The organism is Stenotrophomonas sp. NPDC078853, from assembly GCF_044901215.1.
GTDB lineage: Bacteria > Pseudomonadota > Gammaproteobacteria > Xanthomonadales > Xanthomonadaceae > Stenotrophomonas > Stenotrophomonas lacuserhaii.
In genome coordinates this window covers 26,452-45,721 of the sequence record NZ_JBJDOQ010000013.1, presented here as the reverse complement: position 1 = coordinate 45,721, position 19,270 = coordinate 26,452, and the positions used below count along the sequence as shown (strand labels likewise).

16 protein-coding genes, 1 pseudogene and 2 riboswitches are annotated in these 19,270 nt (G+C 67.2%); of the genes and pseudogenes, 11 read left to right on the top strand and 6 right to left on the bottom strand.

Going from position 1 to position 19,270, the window contains the following annotated elements; translation table 11 throughout:
* Window positions 1–10: 10 nt before the first annotated feature.
* Together cutA and ACI2JH_RS13790 are read right to left on the bottom strand one after the other, a co-directional pair.
* Window positions 11–349 (bottom strand): divalent-cation tolerance protein CutA, encoded by a 339-nt coding sequence (cutA, locus tag ACI2JH_RS13795; RefSeq protein WP_191769542.1) that lies wholly within the window; start codon window positions 347–349, stop codon window positions 11–13.
* Between the two features lie 69 nt (window positions 350–418).
* Window positions 419–2,212: an endonuclease gene (locus ACI2JH_RS13790; RefSeq protein WP_404736493.1), complete on the bottom strand. Its 1,794-nt coding sequence runs from the start codon at window positions 2,210–2,212 to the stop codon at window positions 419–421.
* 270 nt (window positions 2,213–2,482) lie between these two features.
* Between ACI2JH_RS13790 and ACI2JH_RS13785 the strand changes: the two genes are divergently transcribed.
* The 4 genes and pseudogenes from ACI2JH_RS13785 (at window position 2,483) to ACI2JH_RS13770 (ending at window position 6,731) form a co-directional block, all read left to right on the top strand.
* Window positions 2,483–2,773: a co-chaperone GroES gene (locus ACI2JH_RS13785; protein WP_042614504.1), complete on the top strand. Its 291-nt coding sequence runs from the start codon at window positions 2,483–2,485 to the stop codon at window positions 2,771–2,773.
* An 88-nt stretch (window positions 2,774–2,861) separates the two neighbouring features.
* Window positions 2,862–4,511: pseudogene (gene groL / locus ACI2JH_RS13780) on the top strand (chaperonin GroEL).
* A 504-nt stretch (window positions 4,512–5,015) separates the two neighbouring features.
* Complete coding sequence (locus ACI2JH_RS13775) at window positions 5,016–6,110, top strand: 3-deoxy-7-phosphoheptulonate synthase (protein ID WP_404736492.1); 1,095 nt, start codon at window positions 5,016–5,018, stop codon at window positions 6,108–6,110.
* A gap of 252 nt (window positions 6,111–6,362) precedes the next feature.
* Window positions 6,363–6,731: a DUF6984 family protein gene (locus ACI2JH_RS13770; protein WP_404736491.1), complete on the top strand. Its 369-nt coding sequence runs from the start codon at window positions 6,363–6,365 to the stop codon at window positions 6,729–6,731.
* 148 nt (window positions 6,732–6,879) lie between these two features.
* Here ACI2JH_RS13770 and ACI2JH_RS13765 read toward each other — a convergent pair whose 3' ends face one another.
* Window positions 6,880–7,497 carry a trimeric intracellular cation channel family protein gene (locus ACI2JH_RS13765; RefSeq protein ID WP_101101491.1) on the bottom strand — a complete coding sequence of 206 codons (618 nt, stop codon included), beginning with the start codon at window positions 7,495–7,497 and terminating at the stop codon, window positions 6,880–6,882.
* An 81-nt stretch (window positions 7,498–7,578) separates the two neighbouring features.
* Window positions 7,579–7,672, bottom strand: a riboswitch (glycine riboswitch).
* A 12-nt stretch (window positions 7,673–7,684) separates the two neighbouring features.
* A riboswitch (glycine riboswitch) is annotated at window positions 7,685–7,775 on the bottom strand.
* A gap of 40 nt (window positions 7,776–7,815) precedes the next feature.
* On the opposite strand from ACI2JH_RS13765, the gene ACI2JH_RS13760 reads away from it, so the two are divergent.
* Entirely contained in the window at window positions 7,816–8,079 is a 264-nt protein-coding gene (locus ACI2JH_RS13760) for a GIY-YIG nuclease family protein (protein ID WP_404736490.1), read from the top strand.
* Window positions 8,080–8,173: 94 nt separating this feature from the next.
* On the opposite strand, the gene ACI2JH_RS13755 is transcribed toward ACI2JH_RS13760, so the two are convergent.
* Window positions 8,174–9,457, bottom strand: coding sequence for an NAD(P)/FAD-dependent oxidoreductase (locus ACI2JH_RS13755; RefSeq protein WP_404736489.1), 1,284 nt, complete (start codon window positions 9,455–9,457; stop codon window positions 8,174–8,176).
* A 103-nt stretch (window positions 9,458–9,560) separates the two neighbouring features.
* On the opposite strand from ACI2JH_RS13755, the gene ACI2JH_RS13750 reads away from it, so the two are divergent.
* Both ACI2JH_RS13750 and ACI2JH_RS13745 read left to right on the top strand, forming a co-directional pair.
* Entirely contained in the window at window positions 9,561–10,388 is an 828-nt protein-coding gene (locus ACI2JH_RS13750; RefSeq protein WP_404736488.1) for an NYN domain-containing protein, read from the top strand.
* 60 nt (window positions 10,389–10,448) lie between these two features.
* Window positions 10,449–11,069: a glutathione S-transferase family protein gene (locus tag ACI2JH_RS13745; protein WP_404736487.1), complete on the top strand. Its 621-nt coding sequence runs from the start codon at window positions 10,449–10,451 to the stop codon at window positions 11,067–11,069.
* A 175-nt stretch (window positions 11,070–11,244) separates the two neighbouring features.
* Here the strand turns inward: ACI2JH_RS13745 and ACI2JH_RS13740 are convergent, their stop codons facing one another.
* Entirely contained in the window at window positions 11,245–13,422 is a 2,178-nt protein-coding gene (locus ACI2JH_RS13740; protein ID WP_404736486.1) for a primosomal protein N', read from the bottom strand.
* A 416-nt stretch (window positions 13,423–13,838) separates the two neighbouring features.
* On the opposite strand from ACI2JH_RS13740, the gene ACI2JH_RS13735 reads away from it, so the two are divergent.
* The 4 genes from ACI2JH_RS13735 (at window position 13,839) to sppA (ending at window position 18,994) form a co-directional block, all read left to right on the top strand.
* Window positions 13,839–14,840, top strand: a complete 1,002-nt coding sequence (locus tag ACI2JH_RS13735) for a hypothetical protein (protein WP_404736485.1) — start codon at window positions 13,839–13,841, stop codon at window positions 14,838–14,840.
* Window positions 14,833–15,405, top strand: a complete 573-nt coding sequence (locus tag ACI2JH_RS13730) for a DUF3106 domain-containing protein (protein ID WP_182656180.1) — start codon at window positions 14,833–14,835, stop codon at window positions 15,403–15,405. Before ACI2JH_RS13735 ends, ACI2JH_RS13730 begins: the two co-directional genes overlap by 8 nt.
* Before the next feature lie 180 nt (window positions 15,406–15,585).
* Window positions 15,586–16,950: an MATE family efflux transporter gene (locus tag ACI2JH_RS13725; protein ID WP_182656179.1), complete on the top strand. Its 1,365-nt coding sequence runs from the start codon at window positions 15,586–15,588 to the stop codon at window positions 16,948–16,950.
* 121 nt (window positions 16,951–17,071) lie between these two features.
* Window positions 17,072–18,994 carry a signal peptide peptidase SppA gene (gene sppA / locus ACI2JH_RS13720; protein ID WP_404736484.1) on the top strand — a complete coding sequence of 641 codons (1,923 nt, stop codon included), beginning with the start codon at window positions 17,072–17,074 and terminating at the stop codon, window positions 18,992–18,994.
* A gap of 50 nt (window positions 18,995–19,044) precedes the next feature.
* On the opposite strand, the gene ACI2JH_RS13715 is transcribed toward sppA, so the two are convergent.
* The gene (locus tag ACI2JH_RS13715) at window positions 19,045–19,260 is read right to left on the bottom strand and encodes a hypothetical protein (RefSeq protein WP_404736483.1); all 216 of its coding nucleotides are present in this window, start codon (window positions 19,258–19,260) and stop codon (window positions 19,045–19,047) included.
* Between the last annotated feature and the right edge of the window lie 10 nt (window positions 19,261–19,270).

Sequence of the window (19,270 nt, the reverse complement as noted above, 5' to 3'; positions counted from 1 at the left end):
GCTGCCTTCATCAACTGTGTTCCTCCCGGGTCTGTGCCCGGATCCAATCCAGATAGGCCGGCAAGCCGGCGCGTGCTTCGACCGCGATGCACTCGGGGAGTTCATACGGATGCAGTTCGACCAGCCGCGCCATCGCGGCATCGAGCCGGCTGGCGGTGGTCTTGACCAGCAGCTGCAGTTCGCTGTCTGTGGTCACTTCGCCCTGCCAGCGATAGGTGGAGCGCGCACCCTCCTGACGGGTGACGCAGGCCGCCAGCCGCTCGTCGACCAGCGCATGCGCGATGCGCTCGGCGCTGGCCAGGTCAGGGCAGGTGGTGAACAGCAGCAGGACGGGATCGGCGGTCGACATCGCCGCCGAGTATAGGGCCCCGGTCCGGGCAGAAGGCCGGACCGGGGCATGAGGCAAATCGGAAAATGATCAGTTGGCCAGCTGGCAGCTGCTGGGCTTGGCCGAGGTGAACAGGGCCGGGGTGGCCCATTCGGGGTGGTCGATGAACGGATTGCGGTTGCCCTGGAAGCTGTAGATCACCTCGTTGCGGGCCCGCTCCGCGTCGGTCGGCGGGTCGGCGAGGTGCCAGTCGATCAAGGTGGACAGCAGGCCCATGTAGGCCGGCGAACTGCTGGTCTTGATGATCCTGCTGCGGTCATCGGTCAGCTCCAGATCCGGTTCGGACTGGCCGGTTGCGGCATCCTTGCCGCCTTCATACCGGATGGCCATGTACATCACCGCGCGCGCCATGTCGCCCTTGCGCTTGCCCCACACTTCGAACGTGCCCTGGTTGCCATCGGGGGTGCGCACCCAGTTGGAGTTGCCCGGATAGGCACCGCTGCCGCCGCCTTGGCCATTGTTGGACTCGGTGGCGCGCTCGCCGCAGTTGCTGTCGCACTTGGCGAAGGGCTTGTTGCCCCGGTCGGCATTCCACTGCGCATCGGTCAGGTACAGCATGTGGGTGTCGGTGTAGGGCGCATACGGCAGGCCCTTGTCGCCGGTGGTGCTGGCAAAGCCCAGCGAATTGGGCCAGGTGTGCTCGCGGTTGTAGGTCAACCCGCTGCCGGTGCCTGCGCGGCCGCTGCCCTTGACGTAGCTGCGGTTGCGGTAGGCATCGAGCACGTTGCCGGCGTTGTTGGGATCTTCGTCGGCGATCTCCAGGATGGTCCAGGTGCTGGTGCCCGAGCCGCTGTACGGATACGCGGTGTGGCCCTTGATGGTTTCATGCAGCGAACAGCGCAACTGGCTCGGACTGGAGGTATTTACCCGCGCGTAGTACGCGCCGGGATTGCCCGGGTTGCCCGGGTCCGGGTTGCCGGTGCTGCTGGCCACGGTGAAGCCGATGCGCGAATCAGCGGCGGGCCGGGCGCCCTGGCTGTCGCTGATGCGGCTGGCCCGGATGTCGAAGCGGCAGGCCTCGCCGGCCACCAGCGCGGTGTTGGTGGAAATCTTCAGCGTGCGGCCAGTGGACGGATGGCTCAGCGGCACGCTGCCGGACTGGCCGCAGCTCAGCGCCAAGGCGCCGCTGGCCAGCGTGACATTCTCGCTGAACACCACTTCCAGATCACCGGCGGCGGGGAAGCTGCTGCTGCCCTGGGCCGGCGTGGTGGTGGACACCGACGGCGGCGTATTCGGGCCCGGGGTGCCGGGGCTGCCGCTGAAGGTCTGGCCGGCATTGCAGGCGCCGAAGGTCTGGGCGGCGGACTCGGCCCAGGTGAAATGGGTGTACTGGCTGCCGCTGCCGGTGAGCTGCAGGGAGGTGCCGGCTGCGGTGCTGTTGCTTTCGGCGACCGGGATGTTCTGGCTGGTCAGGCCGGCGGCCGGGCCGCTGGCGGCGGTGATGGTGCCCTCGTAGCTGAGGAACTGGACCACCGCACCGCTGGCATCGACCAGCGCGATGCCATCGTTGGACCCGTTCTGCAGGCCATTGGTCGGGTAGCTGACCACCGCGATACGGGCGCTGCCACAGGCGGCCGTGGTGCCGGCCGGGACCGGGTTGTTGGCATACACGCTGGCTGCCGACGGGGTGCTGCCGTTGTACAGGTACAGGCGGTAACCGGACAGGTCCTCGCCCGCCGTGGCGACCACTTCAATCGCCTCGCCGACGTCCCCGGCCGGGGTGCTGTCGTCGTAGTGCAGTTCGTTGATGAAGACATCGGCCCGGGCGGGCGAGATCGCCAGCGCCAGCAGGCAGCCAGCGGCAAGTGGTGACAGCATTCGCATCGACTACTCCTTGTGAGCGGATCCCCTGAAGGGGGAATCTAAGCCGATTGCGTGACACTTCTGTCGTATTCGGCATGGTTGAGCCCAATGCCGTGACGGTGGTCACCAAAAAAATTCTTTCCGAGGCCCTTGAAAGGGCAGGTCCGGGCTCCATCTCTGCTGTGTCCCGGTCTGCCGGGCTTTTTTCTCGCGCGGTTCTGGCAGTCACCTGGGGTGAGTGCTAAAGTCGCCGGAATACTTCCGTACAATCAACAACTTGAGAGGTCTCACATGAGCAACTTGAAGCCGCTTCACGACCGCGTCGTAGTCAAGCCGATCGAAGCCGACGAAATCTCCGCCGGCGGCATCCTGATCCCGGACTCGGCCAAGGAAAAGTCGACCAAGGGTGAAGTGGTTGCCGTGGGTCCGGGCAAGGCGCTGGACAATGGCAGCGTGCGCGCCCCGTCCCTGAAGGTCGGCGACAAGGTCATCTACGGCCAGTACGCCGGCAGCAGCTACAAGGAAGCTGGCGTGGAATACAAGGTCCTGCGCGAAGACGACGTGCTCGCCATCATCGGCTGAGCTGCTGTCGCGCGATCCGTTACCCCGTAGACCCCTTTCATATCAATGCTGCCGGGCTTGTCCCGGCGCTACATAACAGGTGAATTCAATGGCTGCCAAAGATATTCGTTTCGGTGAAGACGCCCGCGCCCGCATGGTGCGTGGTGTCAACGTGCTCGCCAATGCCGTGAAGGCAACCCTGGGCCCGAAGGGCCGCAACGTCGTGCTCGAAAAGAGCTTCGGCGCCCCGACCATCACCAAGGACGGCGTGTCCGTTGCCAAGGAAATCGAACTGGCTGACAAGTTCGAGAACATGGGCGCGCAGATGGTGTAGGAAGTTGCTTCGCGCACCAATGACGACGCAGGCGACGGCACCACCACCGCCACCGTGCTGGCCCAGGCCCTGATCCGCGAAGGCGCCAAGGCCGTTGCTGCCGGCATGAACCCGATGGACCTCAAGCGCGGTATCGACAAGGCCGTGATCGCCGCCGTCGCCGAGCTGAAGAAGATCTCCCAGCCGACCGCTGACGACAAGGCGATTGCCCAGGTCGGCACGATCTCGGCCAACTCGGACGAGTCGATCGGCAACATCATCGCCGAAGCGATGAAGAAGGTTGGCAAGGAAGGCGTGATCACCGTTGAAGAAGGCTCGGGCTTGGACAACGAGCTGGACGTCGTCGAAGGCATGCAGTTCGACCGCGGCTACCTGTCCCCGTACTTCGTCAACAACCAGCAGGGCCAGACCGCTGACCTGGATGACCCGTTCATCCTGCTGCACGACAAGAAGATCTCCAACGTGCGCGACCTGCTGCCGGTGCTGGAAGGCGTCGCCAAGTCGGGCAAGCCGCTGCTGATCGTGGCTGAAGAAGTCGAAGGCGAAGCGCTGGCGACCCTGGTCGTCAACACCATCCGCGGCATCGTCAAGGTCGTGGCCGTGAAGGCTCCGGGCTTCGGCGACCGTCGCAAGGCGATGCTGGAAGACATGGCCGTGCTGACCGGCGGCACCGTGATTTCCGAAGAAGTGGGCCTGTCGCTGGAGAAGGCCACCATCACTGACCTGGGCCGCGCCAAGAAGGTGCAGGTTTCCAAGGAAAACACCATCATCATCGACGGTGCCGGCGACGCTGCAGGCATCCAGGCGCGCGTCACCCAGATCAAGACCCAGATCGAAGACACCTCGTCCGATTACGACCGTGAGAAGCTGCAGGAACGCGTTGCCAAGCTGGCCGGCGGCGTTGCAGTGATCAAGGTCGGCGCATCGACCGAAATCGAAATGAAGGAAAAGAAGGCCCGCGTTGAAGACGCCCTGCACGCAACCCGCGCAGCCGTCGAAGAAGGCGTGGTCCCGGGCGGCGGCGTGGCCCTGGTGCGTGCGCTGGTCGCCGTCGGCGATCTGAAGGGTGCCAACGAGGACCAGACCCACGGCATCCAGATCGCCCTGCGCGCCATGGAAGCCCCGCTGCGCGAGATCGTGGCCAACGCCGGTGAAGAGCCGTCGGTCATCCTGAACAAGGTGAAGGAAGGTACCGGCAACTACGGCTACAACGCCGGCAACGGCGAGTTCGGCGACATGGTCGAGTTCGGCATCCTGGATCCGACCAAGGTGACCCGTTCGGCCCTGCAGAACGCCGCTTCCATCGCTGGCCTGATGATCACCACCGAAGCCATGGTGGCCGAAGCCCCGCGCAAGGAAGAAGCTGCCGGCGGCGCCGGTGGTGGCATGGGCGGCATGGGTGGCATGGGCGGCATGGACTTCTAAGTCCTACGCTTCCCGTAGCACCTGCATCATCAAAAACCCCGCCGGAAACGGCGGGGTTTTTTTGTGGCCGTGGTGGGTGACCACCCGAGCCAGAGTGGATGACGACCGCTGCTCTTGGTGGGTGACGACCGTTGGTCGTGGTGGGTGACGACCGTTGGTCGTGGTGGGTGACGACCGTTGGTCGTCACGCTGTTGACTCTCCGTTTCGGCATCGCGATGTTCGACGCATGCCGTGCAGATGTTGCAGAGCCGGCTCAATCGCTTCCGCAGTTGCCGATGTAACAGTTGGCAGCCCTGAAACCCTGTGTTATCAATACTCCCCAATGAACGCACGTCACGCCAACTCGTACTTTTGGTATTACTTTCCGAAGCCACCGGCGGAGGAAGGACTGCGTTCACCCTGAAGAAACCCTTCAGCCGCATTCCCGAAAGCCGCCAGCGACCCTGGCGGCTTTTTTGTTGCCGCCACGCTGGGGACCCCCACACGTTCGAGAGACCCCCGCCATGCCCCCCCATACCGACGACCTCCGCATCCGCAAGATCGAACCCCTGACCCCGCCGGCGCAGCTGCTGGCGATGCTGCCCTGCGACGATGAAGCATCCGATACGGTCAGTGCCTCGCGCGCGTCGCTGCACGCCATCCTGCACGGAACCGATGACCGCCTGGCGGTGGTGGTCGGACCATGTTCGATCCACGACCCGGCCGCGGCGATCGAGTACGCCCAGAAGCTCAAGCCCCTGCGCGATGCGCTGGCCGGCGAACTGGAAATCGTCATGCGCGTGTACTTTGAAAAGCCGCGTACCACGGTGGGCTGGAAGGGCCTGATCAACGATCCGGACCTGGATGGCAGCTTCAACATCAACAAGGGCCTGCGCATCGCGCGTGGCCTGCTGCGCGACATCAACAAGCTCGGCCTGCCGGCCGGCGTCGAGTTCCTCGATGTGATCTCGCCGCAGTACATCGCCGACCTGGTGGCCTGGGGCGCGATCGGGGCGCGTACCACCGAAAGCCAGGTGCATCGCGAACTGGCCTCGGGACTGTCGTGCCCGGTGGGCTTCAAGAACGGCACCGACGGCAACATCAAGATCGCCGCAGACGCGGTGGGCGCGGCGACCAATCCGCATCACTTCCTGTCGGTGACCAAGCAGGGCGATACCGCCATCGTGGCCACCGCCGGCAACCCGGACTGCCATGTGATCCTTCGCGGCGGCAAGCAGCCGAACTACGATGCGGCCAGCATCGCCGATGCCTGCCACGTACTGGCCAAGGCCAGGCTGCAAACGCGCCTCATGGTCGATGCCAGCCATGCCAACAGCCTGAAGAACCCGGATAACCAGCCGAAGGTGATCGAGGACATCGCCGTGCAGATGGCCGGCGGCGAACAGCGCATCGTCGGAGTGATGATCGAAAGCAACCTGGTCGGCGGACGCCAGGAACTGGTGGAAGGCCAGCCGCTGGTGCATGGCCAGAGCATCACCGATGGCTGCATCGACTGGGCGACCACTGAAGTGGTGCTGGAACGACTGGCCGCTGCCGTGCGCGCACGCCGTGAAGCAATCGCGGCGCTCGCCGAGGAAGTGGAAACCGAAGCCGCCTGAACGGTGCAACGCGTGTGGGTGATGGCTGCTGCCTGCGGGGGCGCGCCGTCACCAGCGGTGGCTGGCGGAGTTGGCAGCCACTGCAGCCGCACCGGCGATGCGCCTGGCGCTGGGTAATGACCCGGCGCCAGGTCCATCGCCGGGGGGCGGGTTTCTTCCTGGGATTCAACGGTTGCCAGCAGGTGACGCCGAGCCTGGCTCGGCGCTACCAAGGCAAGTGTGCTGCACACCAACACGCGTATCCTGCAGGGCATGCCATCCCATGACATCGCCAGTCCATTACGCACCCTGCATGCGCACGAACGCCTGTTGATCCAGGCCGTCGCCGCTGTGTTGCCTGCCGACCCGGCAGCGCAGCTGCGCGCGGATGCGGGCGTTGCGATGGCGGTGGATGAAAGCACGTTGCTGGTGGGCTTCGTGCTGGCCGGCCACGCGCGTCCAACGCCGCCCGGTGATCATCCCTATCCGGTGGACATCGAGGTGCCCGACGCCGATGGCGAGGCGCTGAGCATCATCCTGTTCGCCGATGAAGACGGCCGGTTGCTGCAGCTGGAGATCATCCGCTGGGACGACGAGGCGGTGCGGGCGCCCAGGTGGGATGAGGCGACGTACGCGGTGTAGGGCGTCCGGGCCAGGCGGGATCCCGGCGCAGCCTGGCCAGCGCCAGGTACATCGCCGGCCTGGTGTACCGGGTGAGCAGCTGGCTCATCGGGCAGCCCGCCGACGATGGCGATGCCGAGTGGGCGCCCAGCAGGAAGCCTACCCATTCTCAGTGCACTTCGTCGTGGTACACGAACTTCGGCATTTCCCAGCGGTAATGGATCGCCAGCAGGCGCAGTGCGAAGCCGCCAGCCAGGCAGCACAGGATGGCGGTGGTGTCGGCCACGTTCCAGTGCAGCAGCAGCAGGTAGGCCGCGCCGGTCAGCAGCGAGATGATCGCGTACAGCTCCTTCTGGAAGATCAGCGGTACTTCGTTGCACAGGATGTCGCGCAGCACGCCACCGAAGGCGCCGGTCAGCATGCCGGCGATCAGCACGATCGGCGTGGCATGGCCGCCATCGCGGGCGATCGCGCAGCCGATCAGGGTGAAGGCGATCAGGCCCAGCCCGTCCAGCACCAGGAAGGTGCGGCGGAAATGATGCATCCAGCGCGCCACCCAGGTGGCGATCAGCGCGGCACACACGGTGAAGCCGAGGTACTCGGGATGCTTCACCCAGGCCAGCGGATAGTGGCCGAGGATGATGTCGCGCAGCGATCCGCCGCCGAGGGCGGTGACGCAGGCGATCATCACCACGCCGAACAGGTCCATGCGGCGGCGGCCGGCAGACAGCGCGCCGGTCATGGCTTCGGCGGAAATGGCGATCAGGTAGATGATGGACAACAACATGGGCAGGCTCCGGATGCGGTGGGGCCGGCCACGCAGCACGCAGCGCCGATGCAGGTGCATCGCCGTACGAAGGTGACCGGTGCCGCTCCCGCTGTCCTTTTGCCTGAGAGTTCAGCGGGCGTGCCCGCGTGCCCCTTCGGCGGATCCCTGCGGATCTCTCTCCAGCTCGGCGATTCGGATACATGGTTGGTGGAATGCCATTCCACCGGCCTGAGCGATCATGGGAGCCTGCGCCTTCGGCGGGTGCCAGCGTGGCACCACTCTCCTGCATCCGGCACGTAGTGTAGCCGCTGGCGGCGGTTGGGCGATAATCAGGGCATGGCCCGCCCTGACACGCCCTGGTTCCTGTACCTGCTCGAATGCCGGGACGGCAGCTATTACGCAGGCATCAGCACCGATGTGCAGGCACGCTTTGCCGCCCACCAGGTCGGCAAGGGCGCGCGCTATACCCGTGCGCGCCCACCGCTGCAGATCCTTGCGGTGCGCCAGTACCCGGACCGCGCCGAAGCCTCGCGCGCGGAGTGGCAGCTTAAAAAGCAGCCACGTGCGCGCAAGCTGGCGTGGCTGAGCGAAGCGCTGTAACACCGCAGTGCGTCCGCCGAGCACGGCTCGGCGCTACCCAGGCCGCCGCGGTAGCACCGAGCCATGCTCGGCGAGCGCAGCGGGTGTGTGCCGGTCACCCGCGCGTTGGGTCCTTCGGCGGTTTCACGTCGCCGAAGATGATCCGCGCGCTGCGCTGGTAGCTCCAGTACGCCACCGCCCAGTTCAGCAGCACCACCATCCGGTTGCGGAAGCCGATCAGGAAGAACACGTGGGCGGCCAGCCAGAACCACCAGGCGAGCACGCCGGACAGCTGCAGTCTGCCCAGGTGCACGATCGCGGCCATGCGCCCGATGGTGGCCAGGTTGCCGTAGTCGGCGTACTTGAACGGACCCGGCACCGGCTTGCCATGCAGGCGCGCACGGATGGTGTCGGCCACGTGCTTGCCCATCTGCTTGGCGGCCGGCGCCACGCCGGGCACCGGCCGGCCATCGGCCTGGGTCAGGGCGGCGAGATCGCCGGCCACGAACAGCTCCGGGTGGCCGGGCAGGGTCAGGTCGGGCTGTACCAGCACGCGACCGGCGCGGTCGAGCGCGACATCCAGCGTGGCGCCGAGCGGCGATGCGGCCACGCCCGCGGCCCAGACCACGGTGCGCGCGGGGACGAACTGTTCGCCCAGCTGGAAGCCCAGGCTGTCGATGGAGGTCACCGGCGTGCCGGTCAGTACTTCCACGCCCAGCTTTTCCAGCTGCCGGCGCGCCTTCAGCGAAAGCACGTCGGGGAAGGTGGACAGCACCCGCGGTCCGGCTTCCACCAGCCGCACCCTGGCCGACGCCGGGTCGATGTGGCGGAACTCGTTGCGCAGCGTATGCCGGGCGATCTCTGCCAGGGTTCCTGCCAGTTCCACGCCGGTAGGACCCCCGCCGACCACCGCGAAACTCAGCCACGCGGCTTTCTTTTCCGGGTCCGGCTCGGCCTCGGCGCGCTCGAACGCCAGCAGCAGCTTGCGGCGCAAGGCAATGGCGTCATCCAGCGTCTTCAGGCCGGGCGCATCCTTGGCCCATTCGTCGTGGCCGAAATAGGCGTGGGTGGCGCCGCTGGCCAACAGCAGGGTGTCGTACTCCAGCGATGTGCCATCGACCAACTGCACGCTGCGGGCTTGCTTGTCGATGCGGGTGACTTCGCCCAGCCGTACTTCCACGTTGCGCTGGTGGCCGAGGATATGCCGCAGCGGCGCGGCGATGTCCGGGGCGGACAGGCCCGCAGTGGCGACCTGGTACAGCAGCGGCTGGAACAGATGATGGTTGCGGCGATCGACCAGGGTGATACGGATGCGCTCACTGGCAAGGGCGCGGGTCGCCCAGAGGCCGGCGAAACCACCGCCGACGATGACCAGGTGGGGAGTGCGCTCGCGCGTCATTCGCGTGGCTCCAGTAGGGGGGCGTTGGGATGATCGCATGTCACACGGCCCGCTGCCGGTGTGGAACATACTGTCCGCACACCATCGTCAGCCTGGAGCAGGTATGTCCGAGCCGGAAAAGCGCATTGCCCTGTTGATCGACGCCGACAACGCACCCGCGTCGAAGATCGAAGAGGTGCTGGCCGAAGTGGCCCGGCACGGCGTGGCCAACGTCCGTCGCGCCTACGGCAACTGGAAAAGTCCCAGCCTGAAGGGCTGGGAAGCGGTGCTGCACGAGTATGCGATCCGTCCGATCCAGCAGTTCGCCTACAGCCGCGGCAAGAATGCATCGGACATGGCGATGGTGATCGATGCGATGGACCTGCTGTACGCGCGCAACCTGGATGGGTTCGCCATCGTGTCCAGCGATGCCGACTTCACTCCGCTGGTGATGCGCCTGCTCACCGACGGGGTCAAGGTGTATGGCTTCGGCGAGAAGAAGACTCCGGATCCGTTCGTCAACGCGTGCTCGAAATTCACCTATCTGGAAGCATTGGGGCAGGCCCATGCCAGTGCGCCGGATGCCCATCCCGAAGGCGCGGGCACGGGCGAGACCGGCGAGGCGGGCAGCGAAGCACGGCCGCGCAAGACCGGTGCGGAAATGCGCAGCGATACCAAGCTGGTCAACCTGCTGCGTCGTGCGGTGGCCTCGGCCGAAGGTGAGGACGGCTGGTCGCACCTGGGGCCGGTGGGCAGCCAGATCGGCAACCAGGCCTCGTTCGATCCGCGCAACTATGGCTACGGCAAGCTCAGCGACCTGCTGGCGGCCATCGGCCTGTTCGAGATGAAGAAGGACGGCAAATCGTCGTACGTGCGGGCGCTGGCGAAGAAGCCGGTGGCCAAGCAGGCAACCAAAAGGGCCGCCAGGACCGGCAACACCACGGCAGGCTGACCGGCGTATCGTAGCGGTCCCGCGCCACGCCGGCGCACGTTTGCCTGCAAGGAAAACCACATGCTGAAGATCTGGGGCCGCCGCAATTCCAGCAACGTGCGCAAGGTGCTTTGGTGTGCTGAAGAAATCGGACTGGCGTATGAGTCGATCGAAGTCGGCGGTAGTTTCGGCGGCACCCAGGCCGCCGACTACCGGGCGATGAATCCCAACGGGCTGGTACCGGCGATCGAAGACAACGGCCTGCCGCTGTGGGAATCCAATGCGATCGTGCGCTATCTGTCCGCGCGTTATGCGCTGGGCACGCTGTACCCGGAAGATGCGGCCGAGCGCGCGCGCGGTGAAAAGTGGATGGACTGGACCACCTCGCGGATGGCGCCGCTGTACAGCGAGCTGATCTGGGGGGTGATGCGTACCGCACCGGCGGATCGCGATGAGGTCCGCATCAATGCCGCGTTGGTCAAGGCCGGCGATCTGCTGGCGATGGCCGATACCGAGCTGTCGAAGCAGCCGTGGTTGTCCGGCGACCGCTTCGCGATGGGGGATATTCCGTTGGGTGCGCTGGCGTATGCCTGGTTCGAGATGCCGATCCAGCGCCCGGACCTGCCCTACCTGGCGGACTGGTATGCGCGCCTGCGCGAACGCCCGGCGTACCAGCGCGGCGTGATGACCGGGATGAGCTGAGGTTCGCAGGCGGGATCGACGGCCAGCGGCCGTCGCTACCAAAGGCGCCGTGACGGCCAATGGCGGGGTAGCGCCGAGCCATGCTCGGCGAGCGCAGCGGCGTGACGACCAACGGTCGTCACCCACCAGAGCCTGTCGTCATCCCCAAAGGCGGCCCGTCATCAACGATGGCCGGTCAGTACAGATCCACCGGATCCACATCCAGCGACCAGCGCACCTTGCGGGCCTCCGGCAAGCCCTGCAGCAAGGGCGCCACATGATCCAGCACGGCATGCAGCGCGGGGCGCTGCGCGCTGGACAGCAGCAGCTGCGTACGCTGGTACCCCGCCCGCCGTGGCATCGGCGCGGGCATCGGCCCGAACGCTTCCAGGCGCGGCTGTTCGCCCACCAGCGCACGCACGGCGAGCAGGAACGCATTGGCATGTTCGACCTGCTGCGCTTCGGCGCGCAGCAGCGCCAGATGCGCGAACGGCGGGAAGCCGGCGGCCTGGCGCTGGTTGAGTTCGGCTGCGGCGAACGGGTGGTAACCGCCGTTGACCAGGGTTTCCAGCAGCGGGTGGCCAGGATGGTGGGTCTGCAGCCAGACCTCGCCGGGATCGCGCGCGCGCCCGGCGCGGCCGGCCACCTGGATCAACTGCTGGGCCAGCTTCTCGGTGGCGCGGAAATCCGAAGAGAACAATCCTTCGTCGATGCCCACCACCACCACCAGGGTCAGCTTGGGCAGGTCGTGGCCCTTGGCCAGGATCTGCGTGCCGACCAGGATGCCGGGCTGGTCGCCGAGCCGGGCCAGCTGTTGTTCCAGCGCATCGCGGCGCGAAGTGGTGCTGCGGTCGATGCGCAGCACCGGCACGTCCGGGAACGCCTGTACCAGGTGTTCCTCCAGCCGCTCCGTGCCGATCCCCTGCGGCTGCAGCGCCAGGCTGGCGCAGGCCGGGCAGGCCAGCGGGGCGGCCTGCCGCGCACCGCAGTGGTGGCACTGCAGGCGCCGGCCCGCGCCATGCACGGTCATCGGCGCATCGCAGCGCTGGCAGGGCGCAGTCCAACCGCAGTCGTGGCACAGCAGTACCGGTGCATAGCCACGGCGGTTCTTGAAGACCAGCACCTGCTGTCCGTTGCGCAGGTGCTCGGCGATGCCTTCCAGTACCTGCGGCGACAGGCCGTCCCGAAGCGGTCGCTTGCGTACATCCAGGATGCGCACGCGCGGTGGCATCGCGTCACCGGCACGTACCTTCAGGCGCAGGTGGGCGAAGCGGCCGGCATGCGCATTGTGCAGGGTCTCCATGGCCGGGGTGGCGCTGCCCAGCACTACCGGAATGCCCAGCGCCTTGGCCCGCACCAGGGCGAAATCGCGCGCGTGGTAGCGGATGCCGTCCTGCTGCTTGTAGCTGTTGTCGTGTTCCTCATCGACGATCAACAGGCCGGCTTCCGGCAGCGGCATGAAGATCGCCGAGCGGGTGCCGACGACCACCCGCGCTTCGCCGCGCGATGCCGCCGCCCAGACCCGCGCGCGTTCGTTGTCGTTGAGGCCGGAGTGGAAGGCGTGCACGGCGATCCCCAAGCGGCCGCGGAAGCGCGCCAGGGTCTGCGGGGTGAGGCCGATTTCCGGCACCAGCACCAGGGCCTGCCGACCCTGGGCCAGGCACTGGATGATGGCCTGCAGATAGACCTCGGTCTTGCCACTGCCGGTGACCCCGTCCAGCAGGAACGGGGCGAAACCCTGCGCGGCGGTGATCGCCTGCACTGCGGTGGCCTGCCCCGGGTTCAGGGTGGGGCCGCCCAGTGGACTGGCCTGCAGCGGTGCCACTGCCAGCGCCACGCGCTCGGCCAAGCCACGCTTGGCCAGGCTGCGCGCAGGCGCGCGCCAGTCGTCCATCCGCGCGGCGATCACGTCTTCGTCGACCACCGCTTCGGCCAGCAGTTCGGCCAACTGGCGCGGCCGGCTGCCGGCGCGCAGGCTGCCCCGCTGTTCGTGCCCGGCGGCAGTGAGCTGCCAGCCCCAGTGGTGGGTTTCCGGCAGCGGCTCACCGTGCCGCAGCGGGCCGGGCAGGGCGGTGGACACCACTTCGCCCAGTGGCGCGTGGGTGTAGCGTGCCAGCCATTGCAGGCTTTGCCACAGTTCGCCCTGCAGCAGTGGTGCGCAATCCAGCCAGGCAAGCGCTTGGCGCAGGCTGGACGCCGGATCCGCGCTGCCCTGTTCCACCACCAGCCCGACCAGCTCGCGCGGGCCGAACGGCACCCGGACCCGGCAGCCAACGACCGCTTCCGGTGCAGCACCCTCTGGCGGCAGATAGTCGAACAACTGCGGCAACGGGACCGGCAGGGCGATGCGCAGGGTGGGCAGGGGAGCTTCCATGGTGCGCAGTGTACCGACCCATCCGGGACCACCGCAGTGCGCATTCAGGGGCGTCGATCCTCAGTGAAGACAGTCTAAACAAGAGGTAAATATCGGACTGCATTGGAGATTCAGGGTTATCCACATCTTTTGTGGATAAGTCTGTGTGTTAGCGAGGGTGGAACACGGCAAGTGCCGATGCCGACAGCCTTCAAGTTCTCGTGGTCAAAAAATAGCCACATGATATTGATCATTGAAATCAATTACTTAGGTGTGAAATACCGCTGAAACATGAAGTGGGAGGGGTTTGGGCATGAGTGTCGCCAGGTTTTCTTGACGCTGTGCACAACGTGCAGCACGAACGCTTGTCGGTAGCAAGCCCTCGGCGTCTCTGGTTGGGAGCGGCTATCATTCCGCGTGAATTCCTGGAGTCCCCGATGACGGCAGCGTCCGCCTCTTCATCCCCTACTGCGGCCGGTGCGTTGTCGGCATTTCTACGTGGCGTCGAGCGCCGTGCCCTGGTGGTCGCCGAGCTGCAGACCGGTGACGGAGCGCGGGCAGAGCAGGAGTTGGTTGCGGTCATGCGCGCGTTCGCCGCAGTGGCCAGTGATCTGCCGATGGCCCAGTGGCCACCCCGCTTCTGGGCGCTGCTGGCGGCCCGGCAGGCACTGCGCGACACCCCCACCGGCCGCTGGGAGGGGCCGCTGGCCCATCTGGGCAACCTGGAGCCGCTGATCCGCCTGGCGCTGCTGCTGCGTATCGGTGCCGGGCTAGATGAAGACACCGCCGCGCGCCTGCTGGATACCGATGTAGACGGTTACCAGGAGGCACTGGCCGCTGCCTGCCCGCGTGATCGGCAAGGCAATCCCGACGCGCAGGCCTGGCGGGGGCTGGCCGAGCAGGTCCAGCAGCAGATCCGGGAACTGCCCGCGCAGCGACTGAAGGAACTGCAGCAACCGGTGGTGGCGGGCAGGAAGGACGATGCACCCAAGACCTGGCGCGCCCCCGCAGCCGAACAGCGCACGCCCTCGGCACCGCCACGCCGTCGGTCCTCGCAGCAACGCCGTTGGCGTGGGCCGGTGATCCTGCTCGGCACCGTGCTGGTACTGCTGCTGGCCGGGCTCGGATGGCGCGCTTGGCAGGGGCGGGTACCCGATGCACCTGCCGTCGTCCCGGAAGGCGCGGTGGGCGAGGCCGGTCCGGTCACCGTGGAAGCCTTGGAAGGCGATGCGCCGAAGGTCGCCGCCGCCGCCGCCGATCCGATGGCGACAGAAGATGCGGCCATGCTGGCAGACCGCGATTTCCCGCTGCTCGCCGACGCAGACCTGCATGCCTGGTCGGCCGCGGGTGGTCCGCTGCCCGTCGATGAGTCCCAGGCCAGACCGACCCGGCCGGAGCCGGTGGCGGCCGCGCTGGAAACGGCGGCGGCTGATGAGTAAGCGTCTATGCGCGCTGGTGTTGCTGGGCGCTGCCGGGCTGGCACACGGCGCCCCTGACCGAACCGCGCTGCCGCTCTCCGGGCCCGCAAGCCCGGGCGCCATCGGCAGTCCCGCCGCCCCGGTGGCCATGCCGTGGCAGCAGCTCAGCGCGGAACAGAAGCGCGAGCGCCGCAGCCAGTACGCGGCGTGGCGGGCCATGAGCGAGTCCGAGCGGGCGCGCGTGCGCGAGGCCGCCGGGCGTTTCGCGGCCCTGCCGCCCGCCAGGCAGCAGGAGCTGCGTGACCAGTTCACTGCGCAGGACCAGGCATTCCGTGATGGCTGGCGCCTGGGCCCGCTGCTGGGCGAGCATTTCAGCCGGCTGCAGGGGATGTTCGGTTATGTGCCGGAAAACCAACGCGACGCCACCCTGGCGACGCTGCGGCAGCTCACTGCGGCGCAGGTGTCGCAATTGACGCTGGTGGCGCAGCGCACGCCGCCGCAGCAGCGCGATGCGGTGCGGACCGAATTCCTGTCCGTGGCGCCGGCCCAGCGGGATGCCTGGCTGGCCCGGCAGGTCGGGCGCTAGCGCCAGGCTGCCCGGGTCCGGCGGGAGAAGCGTGACGACCAACGGTCGTCACCCACCCGGGCAGCGGTCGTCACCCACCCGGCCCGGCCGCGATGTCCCAGGAACGGGTAAGATGGCGCCCCGCAACCCGGTGTCTGTGCCCTTCGCGCGCAGCCGTAGTCGCCGACCCCCTGCAGCACCATGTCTATCGCATCCCCTGCCCCGCGCTTCAGCCAAGAAGTGCGCGCCACCGGCATCCTTGCCCTGCCGCTCGTCCTGGGCCATGTCTCCACCGGCCTGATCTCCTTCGTCGACAACGTGATTGCCGGCCACCACGGCACCCACACGCTTGCGGCGGTGACCATCGGCACCGCGCTGCTGTGGCTGCCGATGCTGATCCCGATCGGGACGCTGATTTCGCTCACCGCGTCGGTATCGCAGCTGCACGGCGCCGGCCGCGAGCGCGAGATCGGGCCGTTGTTCCGCCAGGCCCTGTGGCTGGCGCTGGGCCTGGGCCTGATCATGTTCACCTTCCTCAGCGTGGTGCCGCCGCTGTTGCCTGCCTTCGGCATCGCGCCGGATATCGTGCCGGGCGCCACCGCGTTCCTGCATGCGGTGCGCTGGGGCGGCCCGGCGCTGACCCTGTACTTCTGCATGCGTTATCTCAGCGAGGGCATGCACTGGACCCTGCCGACCATGCTGATCGGCTTCGGCGGGCTGCTGGTGCTGGCGCCGATGGGCTACGTACTGGCCAATGGCAGACTGGGTTTCCCGGAGCTGGGCGCCGAAGGCCTCGGCATCGCCTCGGCGATCATGATGTGGCTGCAGGCGCTGTGCTTCGGCGCTTATCTGTGGAAGACCCGGCGCTTCGAACACCTGCAGTTGTTCAGCCATTTCGAAGGCCCGCGCTGGCGTGCCATCTGGGACCTGCTGCGTACCGGCCTGCCGATCGGCATCACCGTGCTGATGGAGGGTGGGCTGTTCATCGTCACCGCGTTGCTGATCGGCCGGCTGGGTGCCAACGAGGCCGCCGCGCACCAGATCGCGATCAACGTGGCCCAGCTGTGCTTCATGATCCCGATGGGCGTGGCCGAGGCCACCACCGTGCGCGTGGGCCATTCGGTCGGGCGCGGCGATGGCCATGGCGTGCGCCGCGCGGCGTGGGCCGGCTACGCAATCATCATGGGCACGCAGACAGTGTCGGCGCTGGCGCTGTTGTTCGGCCACGACGCCATCGTCGGGGTGTACACCAATGACCTGGCGGTCGCCGGGCTGGCCTCCACGCTGCTGTTGTACGCGGCTGCCTTCCAGTTCCCCGACGGCATCCAGGTGCTGTCGGCCGGCGCGCTGCGCGGGCTGAAAGACACCCGCGTGCCGATGTTCATCGCCATGTTCGCGTACTGGGGGCTGGGCATGCCGCTCGGTGCCGGGCTTGGCCTGGGGCTGGGCATGGGGCCGCAGGGCATGTGGATCGGCCTGATCGTCGGACTGACCGCCGCCGCCATCCTGATGGGCTGGCGCCTGCATCGCAGCGGCGCGCGCGTGGGCCAGTCAGCGCTGTCCTGAATGCCAGCAGCGTCGGCCGCGCTTCACGGTGGCACCCTTACTTGTGTCCGATGCTGCAGGCAACCACACCCGTTATGCTGATCCCGCAATTTCCACGGCAAGACGCCAACCGGAGCAATCCATGAACCAAACCGTGCCACCGCTGCCCCCCGCGCGACGCAATCCCATCGCGGCATTCTTCATCGGGCTGTGGGACGTGATGAACTTCACGCGGCGGCTGATCCTCAACGTGCTGTTCTTCGGCCTGTTGTTCTTCATCCTGGTCGCGCTGGTCGTGGCGGCCGGCATGGGTGCGGGCGCAAGCAAGTCGCTGCAGGACCGCACCACCCTGGTGATCGCCCCGGAAGGACGCCTGGTGGAGCAGTTCAGCGCTGATCCGGTCAGCCGCGCTTTCGCCAAGGCGATGGGAGATACCAGTGCCGAAGAGATCCAGCTGCGCGATCTGATCCGGGCCATCGACGCCGCGCGCGAGGACAAGAAGATCGAGCGGGTGGTGCTGGAACTGGACAAGCTGCAGCCGTCCGGCTTCGCCTCGCTGCGCGAAGTCGCCGCTTCCCTGCAGCAGCTGCGTGCGTCCGGCAAGCAGCTGGTGGCCTACAGCGAAAGCATGGGCCAATCGCAGTACCTGCTGGCCGCACAGGCCGACGAGGTCTACCTGGACCCGATGGGCGCGGTGTTGCTGGAAGGCCTCGGCCGCTATCGCCAGTACTTCCGCACCGGCCTGCAGGACAAACTGGGCGTGGACGTGCACCTGTTCAAGGTGGGCGAGTACAAGTCCGCCGCCGAACCGTACGTGCTGGACGCCGCATCGCCGCAGGCCAAGGAAGCGGACCTGTACTGGATGAACGATGTCTGGCAGCGCTACCTCGGTGACATCGCCAAGGCACGTCGCCTGGATCCGGCACAGCTGGCCGCCGGCATCGATACGTTGCCCGAAGGCGTGGCCGCCGCCGGCGGTGACCTGGCAAAGTTCGCCCTGCAGCAGAAGCTGGTCACCGCGCTGAAGACCCGCGAAGAGTTCGAAGACCTGATGGTTGAACGCGGCGTGGCCGACGGCGATGCCGAAGGTGGTTTCCGCAGCATCAACCTGGGCGCCTACCTGGGCCAGGTCGACGCAGGTCGCAGCCCGGTGGATTCGCGTCCGCAGGTGGCCGTGGTGGTGGCATCGGGCGAGATCAGCGGCGGCGACCTGCCGGCCGGTCGCATCGGCGGCGAGTCGACCTCCGCGCTGCTGCGCGAAGCCCGCGACGACGATGACGTGAAGGCCGTGGTGCTGCGCGTGGATTCGCCGGGTGGCGAAGTGTTCGCCTCCGAGCAGATCCGCCGCGAAGTGGTGGCGTTGCAGGCCGCCGGCAAGCCGGTGGTGGTGTCGATGGGTGACCTGGCCGCCTCCGGTGGCTACTGGATCAGCATGAATGCCGACCGCATCTATGCCGATGCCTCGACCATCACCGGTTCGATCGGCATCTTCGGCATGGTGCCGAACGTGGCGCGCGCGCTGGACAAGATCGGCGTGCATACCGACGGCGTGGGCACCACCCGTTTCGCCGGCGCGTTCGACATGACCAAGCCGCTGGACCCGGCCGTGGGCCAGGTGATCCAGTCGGTGATCGACAAGGGTTACGCGGACTTCACCGGTCGCGTGGCCGATGCGCGCAAGAAGCCGGTCGAGGCCGTGGACGAAGTGGCCCGTGGCCGCGTCTGGTCCGGTGCCCAGGCCAAGGAGCGCGGCCTGGTCGATGCCTTCGGCGGCCTGAAGGACGCCGTGGCCGACGCTGCGGGCCGGGCCAAGCTCGGTGCCGATGACAAGTACCGCGTGCGTTACATCGAAAAGCCCGCTACCCCGTTCGCACAGTTCGTGGGCGGTTTCGCCGGCAGCCACGCCGGTGCCTGGATGCTGGCCGAATCCGGCGTGGGCCGGATGGTGCTGGCGCGGACGATGCCGGAAGTGGATACCCAGCTGCGCTTCGTGCAGAACGCCGCGCGCGAGCAGGGCAAGGGCACCCCGGTCAAGGCGCTGGCGTACTGCTTCTGCGGTTTCTGACTGTCTTCAGACGGTAGCAGCCGACCTCGGTCGGCTCTACCTGGCACTGATCATTCCTTCTCGGCGCGCTCTTCCTGGGCGCGCCGTTTTTGTTCGGCATCCTCCAGCGTCTGCTGCACGCCGCGCGCTTTTTCCAGTGGCGCCTGCACGTTGCGCGCCAGCGCCTTGGGCTCCGGTGGTTTGTCCTGCGGCGGGACCGCGGGGCGCTGGCAGGCGGCCAGCGAGGCCAGTGTGACGATCAGGGCGAAGGTTTTCAGCTGGTGCATCGAAGATCTC